The 16,191-nt window shown below is 60.4% G+C and carries 18 protein-coding genes; 8 read left to right on the plus strand and 10 right to left on the minus strand.

Annotated elements, in window-relative coordinates; genetic code table 11:
- Positions 1-14: 14 nt before the first annotated feature.
- The 4 genes from AWT76_RS02255 (at position 15) to ggpS (ending at position 3,797) form a co-directional block, all read left to right on the plus strand.
- Positions 15-995 (plus strand): type I glyceraldehyde-3-phosphate dehydrogenase, encoded by a 981-nt coding sequence (locus AWT76_RS02255; protein ID WP_072244565.1) that lies wholly within the window; start codon positions 15-17, stop codon positions 993-995.
- A gap of 163 nt (positions 996-1,158) precedes the next feature.
- Positions 1,159-1,365 carry a cold-shock protein gene (locus AWT76_RS02260; protein WP_072244567.1) on the plus strand — a complete coding sequence of 69 codons (207 nt, stop codon included), beginning with the start codon at positions 1,159-1,161 and terminating at the stop codon, positions 1,363-1,365.
- Between the two features lie 180 nt (positions 1,366-1,545).
- On the plus strand, positions 1,546-2,280 hold the full coding sequence (locus AWT76_RS02265; RefSeq protein ID WP_245638748.1) for an HAD family hydrolase: 735 nt from the start codon (positions 1,546-1,548) through the stop codon (positions 2,278-2,280).
- Positions 2,277-3,797: a glucosylglycerol-phosphate synthase gene (gene ggpS, locus AWT76_RS02270; RefSeq protein WP_072244571.1), complete on the plus strand. Its 1,521-nt coding sequence runs from the start codon at positions 2,277-2,279 to the stop codon at positions 3,795-3,797. The genes AWT76_RS02265 and ggpS overlap by 4 nt, the downstream gene beginning before the upstream one ends.
- Before the next feature lie 9 nt (positions 3,798-3,806).
- Here the strand turns inward: ggpS and mnhG are convergent, their stop codons facing one another.
- The 7 genes from mnhG to AWT76_RS02305 are packed head-to-tail and all read right to left on the minus strand — an operon-like array spanning position 3,807 to position 9,467.
- Entirely contained in the window at positions 3,807-4,115 is a 309-nt protein-coding gene (mnhG, locus tag AWT76_RS02275; RefSeq protein ID WP_072244573.1) for a monovalent cation/H(+) antiporter subunit G, read from the minus strand.
- Positions 4,108-4,434 carry an MrpF/PhaF family protein gene (locus tag AWT76_RS02280; protein WP_072244575.1) on the minus strand — a complete coding sequence of 109 codons (327 nt, stop codon included), beginning with the start codon at positions 4,432-4,434 and terminating at the stop codon, positions 4,108-4,110. Before AWT76_RS02280 ends, mnhG begins: the two co-directional genes overlap by 8 nt.
- Positions 4,431-4,910, minus strand: a complete 480-nt coding sequence (locus AWT76_RS02285) for a Na+/H+ antiporter subunit E (RefSeq protein ID WP_072244577.1) — start codon at positions 4,908-4,910, stop codon at positions 4,431-4,433. Before AWT76_RS02285 ends, AWT76_RS02280 begins: the two co-directional genes overlap by 4 nt.
- On the minus strand, positions 4,907-6,406 hold the full coding sequence (locus AWT76_RS02290) for a Na+/H+ antiporter subunit D (RefSeq protein WP_072244579.1): 1,500 nt from the start codon (positions 6,404-6,406) through the stop codon (positions 4,907-4,909). Before AWT76_RS02290 ends, AWT76_RS02285 begins: the two co-directional genes overlap by 4 nt.
- Positions 6,403-6,768: a Na+/H+ antiporter subunit C gene (locus tag AWT76_RS02295; protein ID WP_072244581.1), complete on the minus strand. Its 366-nt coding sequence runs from the start codon at positions 6,766-6,768 to the stop codon at positions 6,403-6,405. The genes AWT76_RS02290 and AWT76_RS02295 overlap by 4 nt, the downstream gene beginning before the upstream one ends.
- A 3-nt stretch (positions 6,769-6,771) precedes the next feature.
- Positions 6,772-7,194 (minus strand): MnhB domain-containing protein, encoded by a 423-nt coding sequence (locus tag AWT76_RS02300; protein WP_072244586.1) that lies wholly within the window; start codon positions 7,192-7,194, stop codon positions 6,772-6,774.
- Positions 7,191-9,467, minus strand: coding sequence for a putative monovalent cation/H+ antiporter subunit A (locus AWT76_RS02305; protein ID WP_082700058.1), 2,277 nt, complete (start codon positions 9,465-9,467; stop codon positions 7,191-7,193). The genes AWT76_RS02300 and AWT76_RS02305 overlap by 4 nt, the downstream gene beginning before the upstream one ends.
- Positions 9,468-9,707: 240 nt before the next feature.
- On the opposite strand from AWT76_RS02305, the gene AWT76_RS02310 reads away from it, so the two are divergent.
- From AWT76_RS02310 to AWT76_RS02320, 3 genes are read left to right on the plus strand one after another with little or no spacing between them, the layout of a single operon-like run.
- A complete protein-coding gene (locus AWT76_RS02310) occupies positions 9,708-10,124 on the plus strand; it encodes a hypothetical protein (RefSeq protein WP_072244588.1) in 417 nt (138 codons plus the stop codon).
- Positions 10,111-11,115 (plus strand): P1 family peptidase, encoded by a 1,005-nt coding sequence (locus AWT76_RS02315; RefSeq protein ID WP_072244590.1) that lies wholly within the window; start codon positions 10,111-10,113, stop codon positions 11,113-11,115. The genes AWT76_RS02310 and AWT76_RS02315 overlap by 14 nt, the downstream gene beginning before the upstream one ends.
- A 27-nt stretch (positions 11,116-11,142) precedes the next feature.
- The gene (locus AWT76_RS02320) at positions 11,143-12,012 is read left to right on the plus strand and encodes a DMT family transporter (protein WP_072244592.1); all 870 of its coding nucleotides are present in this window, start codon (positions 11,143-11,145) and stop codon (positions 12,010-12,012) included.
- Here AWT76_RS02320 and AWT76_RS02325 read toward each other — a convergent pair.
- Both AWT76_RS02325 and AWT76_RS02330 read right to left on the minus strand, forming a co-directional pair.
- Positions 11,994-12,437: a YcgN family cysteine cluster protein gene (locus AWT76_RS02325; protein ID WP_072244595.1), complete on the minus strand. Its 444-nt coding sequence runs from the start codon at positions 12,435-12,437 to the stop codon at positions 11,994-11,996. The two genes, AWT76_RS02320 and AWT76_RS02325, sit on opposite strands and share 19 nt — an antisense overlap.
- A 74-nt stretch (positions 12,438-12,511) precedes the next feature.
- The gene (locus tag AWT76_RS02330; protein ID WP_072244597.1) at positions 12,512-13,264 is read right to left on the minus strand and encodes an SDR family NAD(P)-dependent oxidoreductase; all 753 of its coding nucleotides are present in this window, start codon (positions 13,262-13,264) and stop codon (positions 12,512-12,514) included.
- A 107-nt stretch (positions 13,265-13,371) separates the two neighbouring features.
- On the opposite strand from AWT76_RS02330, the gene AWT76_RS02335 reads away from it, so the two are divergent.
- Entirely contained in the window at positions 13,372-15,360 is a 1,989-nt protein-coding gene (locus AWT76_RS02335) for an AsmA family protein (protein WP_072244598.1), read from the plus strand.
- Positions 15,361-15,362: 2 nt separating this feature from the next.
- Here the strand turns inward: AWT76_RS02335 and AWT76_RS02340 are convergent, their stop codons facing one another.
- Positions 15,363-16,103, minus strand: a complete 741-nt coding sequence (locus tag AWT76_RS02340) for a ZIP family metal transporter (RefSeq protein WP_072244601.1) — start codon at positions 16,101-16,103, stop codon at positions 15,363-15,365.
- Positions 16,104-16,191: the final 88 nt, after the last annotated feature.

Below are 16,191 nucleotides of genomic sequence, written 5' to 3' on the forward strand. Positions count from 1 at the left end.
GAAGGGGCGATCCGATGAAAGTGGTCATCAACGGCTTTGGGCGCATTGGCCGAACGGTTCTGCGCGCGTGGTTGCAAGGCGGTTGGCCGGGGGTGCAGATCGTTGCGATCAACGATATCGCAGATGCTGAAACCTGCGCCTACCTGTTCGAATATGACAGCGTGTTCGGACGCATGGCACAGCCTGTTTCCGTCGCGGATGGCCAGTTGCGCGTAGGCGATACCTGTTTGCGGCTGACCCACAAGGCCGACCTGTCGGAATTGGACTTGTCAGGCGTAGATTTGGTCATGGAATGCACCGGCCGCGCCGACCGCACAGAGGTTGCGCGGCGCGGCATTCGCGCCGGTGCGCGGCGGGTGCTGATTTCTGGCCCGTCCGATGCCGCCGAGGTGACAGTGGTGCTTGGGGCGAATGACGTTGTTCTAACGCCAGAGCACGCGCTGATCTCGAACGCGTCTTGCACCACGAATGCGCTGGCCCCTTTGGCGAAGTTTTTGCATGACCGCTGGGGCATCGCGACCGGTTTCATGACCACCGTGCATTGCTATACCGGCAGCCAGCCCACGGTCGACGCCCCGCGCGGCGATCTGGCCCGTTCGCGGGCGGCGGCACTGTCTATGGTGCCGACCACCACCAGCGCGCAAAAGCTGGTAGAAAGGGTGCTGCCGGAAATGGAAGGCCGCCTGCTGGGCGCCGCGGTGCGGGTGCCCACCGCGTCCGTATCGGCGGTGGACCTGTGCGTTATGCTGAACCGCCGCGCCACCGTGGCCGAGGTCAACACCGCTTTGCAAACGGCTGGCGGCGTGATTGGCTGGACCGACCGGCCGCTGGTCTCGACCGACCTGCGCGCGCGCCCTGAAAGCGTGGTCATGGCCTTGCCAGAGACACAACAAACCGATGGCGGAATGCTGCGGGTCTTTGGCTGGTATGACAATGAATGGGGCTTTTCCTGCCGGATGCTAGACATGGCCGCGCGGCTTGCCACGTTCGACTAAGCGAATTTCCTTGCGAGTTGGGCCGCGAATCTGTATTCAAGTGGTGCGACGTTACCTCTATCGACGACTGTTCTCCTTTACCGGCCACAGTGATTTCGATCTTGCACTGACTGAGCCGAACTGCCGCAATGTCGTGGGCAGTGACACAATTAGGAGACTTCACATGGCCACTGGCACAGTGAAATGGTTCAACGCAACCAAAGGTTTTGGCTTCATTCAACCCGATGGCGGTTCCAAGGATGTGTTCGTGCACATCTCCGCTGTTGAGCGCGCTGGTCTGCGCGGTCTGGACGATGGTCAGAAAGTGACCTTCGATCTGGAAAAAGGTCGTGATGGCCGCGAATCCGCGTCGAACCTGGCTCTGGCCTAATTCGACGGCCCGCTTTTAGGGCAATCCTTCTGAAAGCCGCCCAAATTTTGGGCGGCTTTTGTTTTTGGGGTGGTTTCAGCCATCCTGCCCCCTGTGCGGCTTGGACCCAGCGGGCGCGCGTCCCATCCTTAGGGTATGGATAGCCTTTCAAAACGCCCGGTGGCTGGGCAGGGCACCCGAATGGTGCTGGCCACCGATCTGGACGGAACCTTTCTGGGCGGTTCGTTGCAACATCGCCGCTCGCTGTATGAGTGGTTGCGCAGGCAAAGCGATGTTCAACTGATCTTTGTAACGGGTCGTGACCCGGCTTTCATTGCCGATCTGTGTCGGGACCAAGCAGTTCCTGCCCCAGATTTCGTGATCGGCGATGTCGGCACGACCATTGCGCGGTTCGATGCTGGCCGCGTGCATCCGTTGGCTGATCTGGAAGCGCCCATTGTGCAGGCATGGCACGGGCTGGCCTTTGAGGTGCAGGCGCGTCTTGCCCCCGTCGCGGGCCTGCGGCTGCAAGACACGCCGTTTCGCCACCGTCTTTCCTACGACTATGACAGCCGTTTCAACCGTGCGGCCCTGTCGGTTCTGGACGGGTTGGCGGTTGATATCATCGTCTCGCATGGCTGCTTTGTCGATGTGCTGCCGCGCGGTGTCAGCAAAGGCCCGTCGCTGCTGCGCCTGATCGCGCATCTGGGGCTAGAGGCAGAGCGCGTGCTAGTGGCAGGCGACACGCTGAACGATCTGTCCATGTTCGAAACCGGGCTGCACGGCGCGCTTGTCGGCGGATCAGAGGCCGAATTGTTGGCCGCCACCGCGCATCTGCCGCGCGCCCATCGTTGCCGCCAGACCGGCGCGGGCGGGATTATCGAAGCCATTCACGCCCATGCCCTGCACCCAACCCCACCGGAGTTGCCGCTATGAAATCGGACCTTGTGATTGTTTACCACCGTCAGCCCTATGAGGAGGTGATCGAGGACGGGCAGGTCCAATACCGCGAAAATTCCAGCCCGAACGGCATTGCGCCCACGATGAAGGGCTTTCTGGGGCAGGCCAATCGCGGCGCATGGGTGGCTTGGAAAGAGGCTGAGGATACCGCCAATCCCGGTTTCGACCCGGTGATAGAGATTTCTGACAGTTTTGGCACCTACACCGTCAGCCGCCTGCCCTTGACCAAGGAACAGGTCAAGAGCTTTTATCATGTCACCAGCAAAGAAGCCTTCTGGCCTATCCTGCACGGCTTCAAGGAACGTTACAATTACGACCCGGTTGATTGGCCGACCTTCCGCGCCGTGAACTGGGCCTTTGCCGAAGCGGCCGCCGAACAGGCCACGGATGGTGCCGTGATCTGGGTGCATGATTACAACCTTTGGCTGGTGCCGGGCTATCTGCGGCAATTGAAACCCGATGCCACGATCTGTTTCTTCCATCACACGCCGTTTCCGGGGCCGGATATGTTTAACGTGCTGCCGTGGCGCGAAGAAATCATCAACAGCCTGATGACCTGCGACAGTGTGGGCTTTCACATTCCGCGTTACGCGCAGAATTTCGCGGCCGTTGTGCGGTCGGTGAAAGGTGCAAAACTGGTGGCCGAGGCTGAGACACCCAGCACCCTGTCGGCCACCGGGGTCGCCCTGAATGACCGCCGTATGCCGCTGCTGCTAGAGCATATGGGGTCCACGACCTGTGTGCATACCAATCCTGTTGGGGTGAATTTCGATTACATCGAGGAACTGGCGCAAAAACCAGAGGTTGCCGAACGCGTCGCACAGATTCGTGCGGAACTGGGCGACACGAAGCTGATCCTGTCGGTGTCGCGCACAGATTACACCAAAGGCAATATCGAGCAGTTGGAAGCCTTTGAACGGCTGTTGCTGCGCCGCGATGATCTGCGCGGCAAGGTGCGGTTGATGCTGGTCTCTGTCGGCGCCAACCGCAATATGACCGCCTATGCCGAAGTGCAGTACGCGATCGAAGGGCTGGCCGGGCGGATAAACGGCAGTTTCGGTAGTTTCGACTGGCAACCTGTCACGCTGGTCAGCACGGCGATTCCGCTGGCGCAACTGGTGGCCTATTACCGCGCGGCGGATCTGGCGTCGATCACACCCTTGGCAGATGGGTTGAATCTTGTGGCGTCCGAATTTTGCGCCGCGCGCGATCTGACCCAACCGGGTGCGCTGATCCTGTCAGAATTCGCGGGCTGCGCGGTGCTGCTGGACGGGGCGATCCCGGTCAACCCGTTCTCGCATTCGTCGATGGATTCGGGTCTGGAACAGGCATTGTCCATGGGCATGGAAGAAGCCAGCGCGCGCATGGCGGCCCTGCGCCGGTCGGCCCGCACATGGGACATCGCGGCGTGGACCCATTCCGAAATGGCGCATTTCCGCACGCTGCAACGCGAGCGCCATGGGGCAGGGGCGCAGGTGGCCCCCGCCGCCTGACGCCGTCATTCAGTCGGAACTGTCCGGGTTACCCTGAAGCGATTTCGTGCGCTTCGCATGGGCGCGTCCGATCATATGCGCCGAAATCGGGGCGGTCAGCAGCAGGAACAGCGTTGCCGCGACAACCTTGCTGATCACATCGCCGTTTGCCTGATGCAGGGCTAGACCCGCCAGCACAAGCAACGCCCCCAATGTCCCGGCTTTGGTTGAGGCATGCATCCGTGTCAGCAAATCGGGCAGACGCACAATGCCGATAGCGGCAATCAGCACGAAAGCAGAGCCAGCCAAAAGCAATACACCGATCACGATATCAGCCATCTGATTGCTCCTTTTCAAGGGCGGCGCGGTCCGCGTCTTCGTCTTGCAGGCGCTTTTCGGCGTAGCGCGCCAGTGCGACAGTGGCCAGAAAGCCGACCAATGCCAGCACGATGGCCACGTCAAGGAATGAGGGTTCATCCATGAACACGGCATAGACCCCGCAGAACGAGATGATCGTTACGGTCATCATATCGAGGGCAACCACGCGGTCCGCCAAGGATGGTCCCTTGACCAGACGGATCAGTGCGACGGCCAACCCCAGCAGGATCAGCAACAAAGAGGCCTGAATTGCCACCGACAGAAATACGGCAGATGTCATGTCTCAAACACTCCCATGATCAGGCGCTCGAACCCGTCCTTGATATCCTTGCGCAGCGCGTCCGGGTCATCCGCGAACATGGCGTGAACGATCAGTGTCTCACGGTCTTCGGACACATCAACGCTGAGCGTTCCTGGTGTGAGCGAGATGAGATTGGTCAGCAGCAAGATCTCGAAGTCGTTCTTGACTGTGAGCGGAATGTCGATCAGCGCGGGATTGTTGCGCGGAACCGGACGAATGACATCCCACGCCACTTTGATCGACGACAAGATCAGTTCCCACAGGAAAAACAGCGCCAGATAGGTGATGCGATACAGCCGTTTGAAATACAGCCGGTCAATGCCCGTCAGCGGTTGTGACAACCAAAGCGCGACAAACCCAAGGACAGCGCCAGTTGCAATAGAGCCGAGGCTGTAATCCCCTGTCATTGCGGCCCAAGCAAAGGCCAGCAGAAGATTGAACAAGAAGCCGTTCATGGTTGCACCCCCAGAACAGTCGTAACGTAGTCGGTTGGGTCCAGAAGCTGGTTTGCAGCGGTTTCAGCAAATTGCACGAAGGGTTCCGGGTAGAACCCGATCACGATGGTCATCGCGGCTAGTCCGGCAATCGGCAGGATCATCGCCCGTGTTACCTGCGGCGGCGCGCGATCAGGAGTAGGGTCTATGCCGTCGGGGTGCGGTTTCCAGAATGCCATGCCCCAGATCTTGGTCATGGAATAGATGGTCAGCAAGCCGACGAACAAAGACACGAAGGTCACGAACCAGAAATTCAGTTCCAAGGCCGCCTTCACGATCAGGTATTTCGCCCAGAAACCCGAAAGGGGCGGGAAGCCAGCCAGTGAAAAGGCGGGAATGATGAACAGAGCCGCCAATAATGGTGCAGATTTATAGAGCCCGCCAATCCGGTTCAGATCTGTGCTGCCTGCATATTGGCGCGCAAGACCCGCGACAAAGAACAGGTTTGCCTTCACGATGATGTGGTGCACCAGATAGAACACGCCGCCCACAAGGGCCAAGGGTGTGAACAGGGCCAAGCCTAAGGTCATGTAACCGATCTGGCTGATGATGTGGAAGGACAGGATTTTGCGGAAATCGGTTTGTGCGGCGGCACCGATCACGCCGGTGAACATGGTCAGCAAGGACACCCAGAGCAAAATTTCATGGGTAAAGCCGATATCCCCTACAAAGACGAGGCTGAACATTCGCATCAATGCGTAGACGCCCACTTTGGTCAGCAACCCGGCGAATACCGCAGAAACCGCGAAATAAGGCGTGTGGTAGCTGGCGGGCAACCAGAAGAACAACGGAAAGACCGCAGCCTTTACACCAAAACCCACCATGAACATCATCGCGATTACGGTAATCAAACCTTGGTCTTCGGCGGCGGCAACAGCGCCGCGCAGGTCGGCCATGTTCAGCGTGCCGGTGACACCATACAACATGCCGATCCCGGACAGGAACACCAAGGTAGAGACCAGGTTGAGCGCGACGTATTTAATGCCCGCATCCAGCCGTTCCTTGCCGCCCCCCATGACCAGCAGCGAGAAGGATGCGATCAGCATCACCTCGAACCAGACATACAGGTTAAACAGGTCGCCTGTCAGAAAGGCCCCAGTGACCCCGGCAAGCAGGGTCTGGAACAGGGCATAAAAGCCAAGTCTTTCGGTTTCCTCGGGGATTTCGCCAAGTGCGTAGACGGTGGTTGCCAAGCCGGTAATTGCGGTGATGACGACCATCACCGCACTCAGGTAATCGGCCACCAGCGTAATGCCGAACGGGGCGTCCCAGTTGGACATCTGCCCGGCGATCACCCCTTCGTTCAGAACCGCAACCATCAGGACCGCGGCGGCGACCAGCGACAGCACCGAGCCGACAAGCGACACCCACCGGTTGACAGGAGAATTGCGCAGCACAAACGCGACCACCGCCGTCGCAAACGGGATCACGAGCGGCATCACCAGAACCCAACTCATTTCGCGGTATCCTCCTTGGGTTCTGCATGGCGCATCGCGTCGGTATCGACAACGTTCAAGCGGCGATACGTTTCGAACACCAGCGCCAACAGGAACGCCAGCAATCCAAAGCCAATCACGATGGCGGTCAGCACCAGCGCTTGTGGCAGGGCATTTCCGATTTCGGTCAGCGGCGCGTCCTCACCATAAGGCACAAGGGCTGGAACACCTTTGGTCATACGGCCCGCCGTGAAGATGGTCAAATTCACCGCATTCGACAGCAGGATCAGACCGAACATGAAGCGCATGATGTTTCTGGCCAGCATCATATAGACAGCCGCAGCCGTCAGCACGCCAATCAAGATGGCAGTCAGGCTTTCCATGGTTCAGGTCTCCTCGTCGAAAGCAAAGGCGAGGGTCAGGATTCCGCCCAGCACCACAAGGTACACGCCGATGTCAAACACCAAGATGCTGTTCGGGGCAAAGACAGCCGTGTCGTAGCTGTCCCCGCCAATCCAGAACCACTGGCCGGTGAACAGCGGGTCGCCCATGAAGAACGAAAGCAACCCGGCCAGAAGCGCAATGCCAAGGCCGACGCCAGACAGGGTTTCCGGGGCGACATGAAGGGCTTTGCGGGCCTCGGCTGGTCCTTTCGCCAAGGAATAGACGATGAAGGACACCGCCCCCAAAAGCCCGCCGATAAAGCCGCCACCGGGCAAGTTATGCCCGCGCAGCAACATGAACAGCGAGAAGACGAAGATCAGGGCAACCAGCAAACGGGCTGCAGTTTCAAAAATGACCGATTTCATTTCTTGGCCTCATCTGCTTTGCCGCTGCGCGCGATCCCTTTCAGCAACGCCGCCGCGCCGATTGCGGCAATCATGACCACAGCGATTTCGCCAAATGTGTCGATTGCCCGGAAATCTACCAAGATCACGTTCACGATGTTGCGCCCGAAGGCTTCAGTCCAGCTGGCCGCTTCGAAAAATTCTGTCAGGCGTCGGTCGAAGGGTTGGTCAAGGACCAACAGCAAGGTCAGCGTTGTTCCCAGGCCGACCGCGCCAGCCAAGGCAGCATTCGCAAAGCTGTGTTTCTGGTGCCCGTCCGGGTCCAGATTTGGCATTTTCAGGAAGGCGAAGGCCATCAAAAGCACCACCAGCAATTCCACCAGCAATTGCGTTATGGCCACATCCGGTGCCGAGAACATGATGAAAATCAGCGCGACGCCCACGCCAACCACCCCAAGCGCAACAAGGGCGACAATCCGCGATGATGTCAGCGCCGTCACCACTGTGCCAGCGACGATCAGCAGCGCCACACCCCATTCCATGAAGCTAAGGTTTGTCAGCTGCAACTCTATGCCACCTGCACCGCGCAGCGCCAGCGTGACCAGAACAGTTGCCGCAAGAACGGCAAATGTGGCGAACATATATTGGCGCAAAACGCCTGTCTGGATCACCGCCGTTTGTGCTTTTGTGAAGCTTACGAAGCGGTCCAGAAGCGTGTCCCACCCGGCATCCAGATTAGGGCCACGTTCTTCTAGCCAGATAAGCGCCCGTCGCAGCTTTTGATGGCCCAGATACAGCACAAAGCCCAGCGCGAAGGTCACAAGGCTTAGAACCAGTGGCAGGTTGAACCCGGCCCACAGCTTGATCCGGCCGCCCTTGTCGGGCGCCCCCATGACCGCGTTCACCGCAGGTTCTATCAGGTAATAGGCGCTCAATCCGGGCAGAAGGCCAAAGGCCAGACCCAGCGTGCCCAGCACCACTGGGCCGAACAGCATTGGCCATGGCCCCTCATGCGGGGCATGGGGCAGTTTGCCCTGCGGACCGAAAAAGGGCTTGTAGGCAACGATCCCGGCCACCGCGAACATCAGCGCGAAGGCGGCCAGCGCCATGGGCAGCACAAAAACCGACAGTTGCATTTCCAAAGCGCCTGCATAGGCGACTTCCTTGGCAATGAAGCCCAAAACGGGTGGCACACCCGCCATTGCCAGACCAGCGACAATGGCTGCGGCGGCGGTAATCGGCATGGCGCGGGCCAGCCCGCCCAAGACAGTCGCGTCGCGTGTATGTGTTGCGTGATCGACGATCCCGATAATCAGGAACAATCCAGCTTTATATAGCGAATGCACCAACAAGAAGGTCATCGCCGCCGTGATCGCGTAACCGCTGGACCCGGCAAGGAACATGACCAATGTGCCCAAGGCCATCAAGGTCGTATAGGCAAGCGTTTGCTTTAGGTCGGTTTGGCGCAGCGCCATGAAAGATGCGAACACCGCTGTGACGGCCCCGAATATGGACAAGGTCCAAATCCAGACATCGCTGCCCGAAAGCGACGGATGCATCCGTGCAAGCAGATAAACCCCGGCTTTCACCATCGTTGCCGAATGCAGATAGGCGGAAACCGGCGTTGGCGCGGCCATGGCGTTTGGCAGCCAGAAATGGAACGGCACTTGCGCCGATTTGGTAAACGCACCGCAAAGCACAAGGATCAGGATCAGCAGGTAGAAGGGTTGCTCGGCAATACTGCCTGCGGCATTCAACTGCGACAGCTCGAACGTGCCTTGCGTGATACCGATCAGGATGAAACCCGCCAGCATGGCCAGCCCGCCTGTGGCGGTCAACAACAAGGCCTGCAAGGCGTTGCGGCGCGATTTCGGATCGGTATGGACAAAGCCGATCAGCAAATAGGACGTGAAGGTCGTCAATTCCCAGAACACGAACAAGGCGATCAGGTTGTCGGCCAGCACCAGCCCCAACATGGACAGCATGAAGCTAAACAAATAAATGGCGAATCTGTCATATTGCGGGTGCCCGGCCAGATATTTCGCGGCATATAGCATGACCATCGCGCCAATGCCGGTGATCAGCAGCGCAAACAACAGGCTCAGGCCGTCAATCCAGAACGATAGCCGCACATCAAGCGATGGCACCCAGTTCCAGACCACCTGCACAGGCTCGCCACCGGCAACACTGGGCAAAAATTGCAAGAAAAACACGAAAAGCAAAGCTGTGATAGCCGCTGTTCCCAGACCGGACAGGGTCTTCCACTGGGCATTGGGGTCCGAATGATCCGCCATCGTCGGGTCTGGGCTCCTTGCTGGTGTTACGAATGTCGTTGGTGTGATGCCGCAAAGGCAAAGCGATGTCTATCTCACTTCTTTCCGCAGCGTCCACAAATCGGTTTGACGCGAAATCTATCCAAAACCCGTTTTGCAAAGGTTGAAACTTGGCAAATCTAGGTAAAACCGCCTAACCTTTACCCCGCAAAAGGCAGCATCGGCCGTGATGGCGTGCTGTATTGGTTTGGGGCAGACTGAATGAACGGCAGGACATCCACGGAACGGTTTGCACGCCCAAGCTTGGCGTCCCAATTCGCCAGCGCGCAGTCAGCGGAACCCCAGATAGAGCAGATGACCGTCTATGCGTGTAACGCCGTTGCAGATGTGTCGTTTCCCTTGGCGTCGTTGCCCATAGAGCTTGCGCGCCTGGCGCCGACTGTTCCAGCGTTGCAGCTTGGCCTTGTTCTTGCCTCTGCCGCAGATGCCACGCAAAGCATGTTCGGCACGTCAGGTCCAAGCGGCGCGCGGTCGCAGGAATTGTGGAAACAGGCCGCGATTATTGGTGTCGATGTGCTTTACCTGTCGCTTTTGGATCGGCAATCCGCAACGGCGCAAGATTTGTTGGATTATTGGCTAAACGAAGATGGCACCTTCCACCCCCATGACACGTTTTAACCGGCCCGGCCCCCGTAACCTACTGACCGATGTGGGCGGTTTGCGCGTTGGAAATGCGCAAGATGCGGTGTTGGTCAGCGGGGTTACAGTTGTGACGGGGGATGCGTCTTTCACTGCGGGGGTGCACATTATGGGAGGCGCGCCCGGCACCCGAGAGACCGCGTTGCTAGCGCCCGAGCGCCTTGTGCAACAGGTGGACGCCATTGTGCTGGCCGGTGGGTCTGCCTTTGGGTTGGACGCGGCTTCGGGCGTGATGGACGGTCTGCGCGCGCAGGGGCGCGGCTTTCAGGTTGCAGGGCAGCGCGTGCCTATTGTGCCGGCGGCAATCCTGTTTGATTTGGCCAATGGGGGCGCGAAGGACTGGGGGGCAAACCCTTACCCGGCGCTTGGGCGCGCCGCGCTTCATGCGGCTGCAACTGAGTTCGCTTTGGGCAGCCATGGTGCCGGGATCGGGGCCACAACGGCCAATTTCGCCGGTGGCCTTGGATCGGCGTCTTGGGTGTTGGAAACTGGCACAACCGTGGGATCGCTGGTGGCGGCGAACCCGGTCGGCAGCGTGACGGTGGGGCAGGGGCGGCATTTCTGGGCCGCGCCGTTCGAATGGCAAGACGAATTCGGCGGGCTTGGTCCCGCGCCGCAAGGGGACTATGGCACGCCCCCCATAACCAAACTGGCGCGCGAAGCGACGACGCTGGCTGTGGTCGCGACCGATGCCACGCTGACGCAGGCGCAACTGACGCGGCTGGCGATTGCCGCGCATGATGGGATGGCCCGCGCCATCGTGCCCTCGCACACGCAATTTGATGGCGACATTGTTTTTGCGCTCTCTACCGGTGCGGGGCCTGCGGCTGAGGCGCTGGATATGGTGGCCTTGGGCCATGCCGCCGCCACATGCCTGACCCGCGCCATTGCGCGCGCCATCTATCATGCCGACCCGCCTAAGCGCATGTCGCATCCGGCATGGCGCGCACCGCATCTGCCGCTTGACTAAGCCCATGACACGCCGGACAACAGGCTGATGAGTGAACATGTTAAAGGTCTGGCCCTGACCACCTTGGGTGTGCTGTTCATTGTGCCCGATTCGCTATTCGTGCGCCTGATCGACGCTCCGGCCATAACAACCGCCTTTTGGCGCAACCTGATTGCAGGCGGGTTGATCTTGGCGTTCGTGCTGGCCACCCAAGGGCCGCGCGCGGTCACGTCGCTGGCGCAAACGGGGCGCGCAGGGGCCGCCTATCTGGTGTTCTTCGGTATGGCCGCCAGTGGGTTTGTGCTGGCGGTGTCGCTGACCAGCGTGGCCAATGTGGTTTTTATCCTTGCGGCAACGCCGGTCTTTGCAACCGTGTTCAGCCGGGTGTTCTTGGGAGAGCCGATTTCCATGCGCATGGTCCTGACCATGGCGGGCGTTTTCGTCGGTCTGGGCATTATCCTGCGCGGGTCGCATGAAACGGCAGGCGCAAGTTGGCAGGGCGATCTTGTCGCTTTGGGCGTCGCGGCCTGTTTCGCTGCTGCAATGACCGCGCTGCGGGTGCTGCGGGGGCGCTCTATGCTGGCGGCGGTGCCGGTGTCACTGATCGGCGCAGCCTTGGTGCTGCTGCCCTTTGCCGATGTCATGGGGCCGCTATCCGCGCAATGGCTGCTGCTGCTGGGGCATGGCGCGTTCATTGCCTGCGCGTCGTCACTGATGACAATGGGGCCGCGCTACATCACCTCTGCCGAAGTGTCGCTGTTGTTGTTGCTGGAATCGGTGCTGGCACCCCTGCTGGTCTGGGCGCTGCTGGGCGAAAACCCTGGCCCATGGGCCATCTGGGGGGGGGCGGTCGTGATCGCGGTGCTGCTGGTGTCGAACCTGTGGCTGGTGATGCGCTTTCAGTCGTCCAGAAGGTAGTCTTCCCAATCGTCCAGCGGCACCACGCTTTCCGAAACGGTCTGATCTTGCATCGACACGCCCGCTTGCCGCACCGTGTTCGGATCGCCGGACACAAGCGGATGCCAGAGCGGCAATTTATGCCCTTCATGCAGCAACCGGTAGGCGCAGGTCTCGGGCATCCAATAGGCAATCTCTGGCAGGTTTTCTGGCGTCAGAACCACGCATTCCGGCACCAGTGACTTGCGGTTGGCATAGCTTGCGCAGCGGCAGGTGCTGTCATCGAACAGGCGGCAGGCGACACGGGTAAAGATCAGCTCTTCCGTGTCGATATCTTCCAGCTTGTTCAGGCAACAACGCCCGCACCCATCGCAGAGCGCCTCCCATTCGGGGGCGGTCATGTCGGACAGGGGCACATTATGCCAAAATTCAGAGCGCAGCGTCATGTGCCGCTAGATAATCCGCTTTGCGCCCGTGCGACAGTCCCTATCGGCGCGCGCTGCGCCACGGCGGGCAGGGGTTATGGCGCGCCCTTGCGTAGCGCGGGCAAGCCCACGCCCGTGCTGTCAAAACCGCCATCTGCGGCCAGAACCTGCCCGGTAATGTAGCTGGCGCTATCCGAGGCAAGGAAGATGATCGCGGCCGCGATTTCGGCTTCTGACCCGTAGCGGTTGAGCGGGATCGCATCATGATAAGCGTTGATAATCTCTTGGCTGTGGACTGCCATCGCCAGCTTGGTGCGCACCGGTCCGGGGCAGACGCAATTCGCGCGGATACCATATTCGCCCAGTTCTGCCGCTTGCTGCTTGGTAAGCTGAATAACAGCGGCTTTGGACGTGCCATAAGCCACCCGCAGGGTCGAGGCGCGCAGGCCCGAGATGGAGGCGACATTCACGATGCTGCCCCGGCTGTCCTTCAGGAACGGCAAGGCCGCCTGCGAACACAGGAAGGTGCCGTCCAGATTGGTGGCCATGATGGTGCGCCACAGGGCGAAATCGCACGCCTCTATGGGGCCGAATTGCGCAACGCCAGCATTGTTCACAAGGCAGTCCAACCGGTCCAGCGTGGCAAAGCTGGCAGCCACGGCATCTGGGTCGGAAATGTCGCAAACCAGTGCCGTGGCATCCGGCAGATCGCTGACAACGCGCGCCAATTCATCGGCGTCGCGGTCCAGCAGCACCACCCGCCAGCCTTGCGCTGCAAACCCCTGCGCCGTGGCCAGCCCGATACCCCGCGCAGCCCCAGTGACCAGCGCCACGTGTCGTGTTGACATGTATTCCCCCCTTTTGTGTTGGGATCAGTTTGACCGTCGAAATTGTGAAAGACAAGCGGTGCCATGCCCGTTAGGCTTGGCGTAAATTAAAGCTGGTGGAGTGTGTCATGCGTCTTGTCAAAGCCCTGTTCGCGGTTGTGTTGGGTCTGGTTGCCCTATTGGCGGCAGCGGTATTTTTCATTCCAACAGAACGGCTTGCCACGCTGGCTGCGCAACAATTCGAAGCCGCGACCGGGCGCAGCCTGACCATCGGCGGCGAGATCGGGCTAAGCCTGTATCCGGTGCTCGGGGCGACCGCGCAAGATATCGCCATCGGCAACCCGGACTGGGCCGGTGGTGGCGAGATGCTGCGCGCCGATGAGATGGATATCGGGGTGAACCTGATGCGCCTTATATCCGGGACAGTGGCGGTAGAGCGCGTGGTGCTGCAATCCCCGGTGGTGGAATTCCGGCGCGCGGCGGATGGGCGCGCAACATGGGACTTCCGCGCGCCCGAGGCGGATGAGACGCCAGCCGCCAGCACTTCCGAGGCCCCGACGCTGACTTTGGCGCGCGCCGAAATCCATGACGGGCGGCTACGCTATATCGATGAGCAGGGCGGGATGGATTTTCGCGTGATGGATCTGGACGCCACCCTGTCGCTTCCGGCGATGGATGGTCCCCTGTCGCTGGAGGCGTCGGCACAGTTGAACGGACAGCCAGTTTCGCTGGCATTGCAAGCCGGGACTGCGGGGGATTTGCTAGGTGGCGGTTTGACGAGCATTACCGCCGATGCCCAGATTGCTGGGGCAGAAGCGCGCTTTGAGGGGCGCGTGTCGCTCTCGGACATGGCGGCTGAAGGACAGGTTAGCGCAGCCTTGCCTGCATTGGCGCCAGTCGTTGCCGCCATCGGGCAATCTGGGGCGGAACTGCCGGACAATTTGCTGCCCGTGTCCTTTTCCGGGCAGATCACCCATACCGCCGATGGGCAAGTGTTTCTGCGCGATGGCGCGGCCAATCTGGGTGATATTGCCCTGACAGCCGCAGCGGATGTGTCCATGACCAGCCCGCGCCCGCGGGTGAATGCGCAAATCGCGGTGCCGGTGCTGGACCTGCGCGGGGCCGGGGGCGCTGGGTCATCCGCCGAAGAACAGGTGGAACCGGGCTGGTCGCGCGCGCTGATAGACGCTTCGGCCCTTGGCGCAGTGGATGGAGAGATCTCTGTTGCGCTCAACGAGTTGCGCAGCGACAGCGGCACATTCGGCCCGATCCGCCTGCGCAGCACCATCGACAATTCCCGCGCCGTGACCGACATTCGTGAAGCGCGCTTGTTCGGCGGCGCTGTGACGGGGCAGGTCATTGTCAACAATCGCTCCGGTTTGTCGGCGCGCGCCGATCTGCAAGTTCGCGATATCAGCTTGGTCGAACTTCTGCGCGACACGGCCGGGTTTGAGCGGTTGAACGGCACGGCGCAGGGGCGTTTTGATCTGCTTGGCTCTGGTAACAGTCTGCACGCGATCATGAATAGCTTGCGCGGCGAGGGTGACCTGTCTTTTTCCGAGGGAGAGATCATCGGTCTGGACCTTGCAGGCATGTTGCGCAATCTGGACCTAAGTTATGTCGGGGAAGGCGCTCGCACGATCTATAACAGCATCACGGGCAGCTTCACCGTGGCCGATGGCGTGCTGAGCAATGATGATCTTCTGTTCGACTCGCCGCGCGTGCAGGTCACGGGGCAAGGGCAGGTCGGTCTTGGCGCGCAAACTCTGGATTACCGGATTGTGCCGTCAGCCCTGCGCGACGACGAGGGCAATGCCCTGCGTGTGCCACTAATGGTGACAGGACCGTGGAGCGCGCCGCGACTTCGGCTGGATATGGAGGCATTGGCGCGCGAACGGCTGGCCGAAGAGCAGGAACGGCTGGAAGAACTGGCCCGCGAAGAGGCGCGTCGCCTTGAAGATCGCGCGCGCGCTGAAGCAGAGGCGAAGATCGTGGATGAACTGGGCGTGACCGCCGAAGAAGGCGAATCGCTGGAAGATACCGTGCGCCGTGGGGTTGAGCAGCGTCTGGGCGAGGAAATCGGCGAAGGGCTGCGCGGGCTGTTCGGGGGGAACTGACCTTAGCCCAGCACCAGCGTTGCGGCCATCATTGCGGCGAAGGCCAGCGTCACCACCACGCCGATCAGCGAGGAATCGGCGTGCTCTTGCGCTTCGGGCAGCAGTTCGGAAAAGATCATCCACAACATAGCCCCCGCCGCCAAGCCTAGCCCGACCGGAAGCACCGGTTCAAAAGACTTCACGAATAAAAAGGCCGGAATTGCCAGCAGCGGTTGCGGCAAAGACGAAACAACCGCCCACAAGCCCGCCTTGGCCACAGATGCGCCGCGCGGCACCATGACCAGCGCAATTGCAAGCCCCTCTGGCACGTTGTGCAAGGCAATGGCCAGTGTGATAAGATCGCCCAAGGGCCGCCCGCCGCCAAAGGCCACGCCCACACCGATCCCTTCGGCGGCAGAATGCGCGGTCATGACGCCCATAATCATCAGGATCTTGGCCGCATCCGCGCTTGTCATGTCGCCCAAGCTGACGTTGCTTTTGCGGTCCAGCAGTGTCTTGACCAGCCAGATCGCCAAGACCCCTAGCACAATGCCGCCCACGCTGCGCGGCCCGGACAGGTCAAACCCTTCCATCACCAAGGTCACGCTTGCGGCCAGCATCAGTCCGGCGGCCAGTGCATTGCCCATCGCCAAAGCGCGGGCGGACATGGACCGCACCGCCAGTAAGGGCAATGCGCCAAGCCCAGTCGCCAATGCGGTGACAAGCGCGGCGATGAAAACGATCATTAGGGTTGGCTCGGTCATCCTGGCTCTCCCAATATTAGAATGATTCTAAGCTATGGGTGGCGCTTATGAAGTGCAAGCGGAAAAACTGCAATGCGAATTGATACAT

Origin of the sequence: Roseibaca calidilacus (assembly GCF_001517585.1) — a bacterium.
GTDB lineage: Bacteria > Pseudomonadota > Alphaproteobacteria > Rhodobacterales > Rhodobacteraceae > Roseinatronobacter > Roseinatronobacter calidilacus.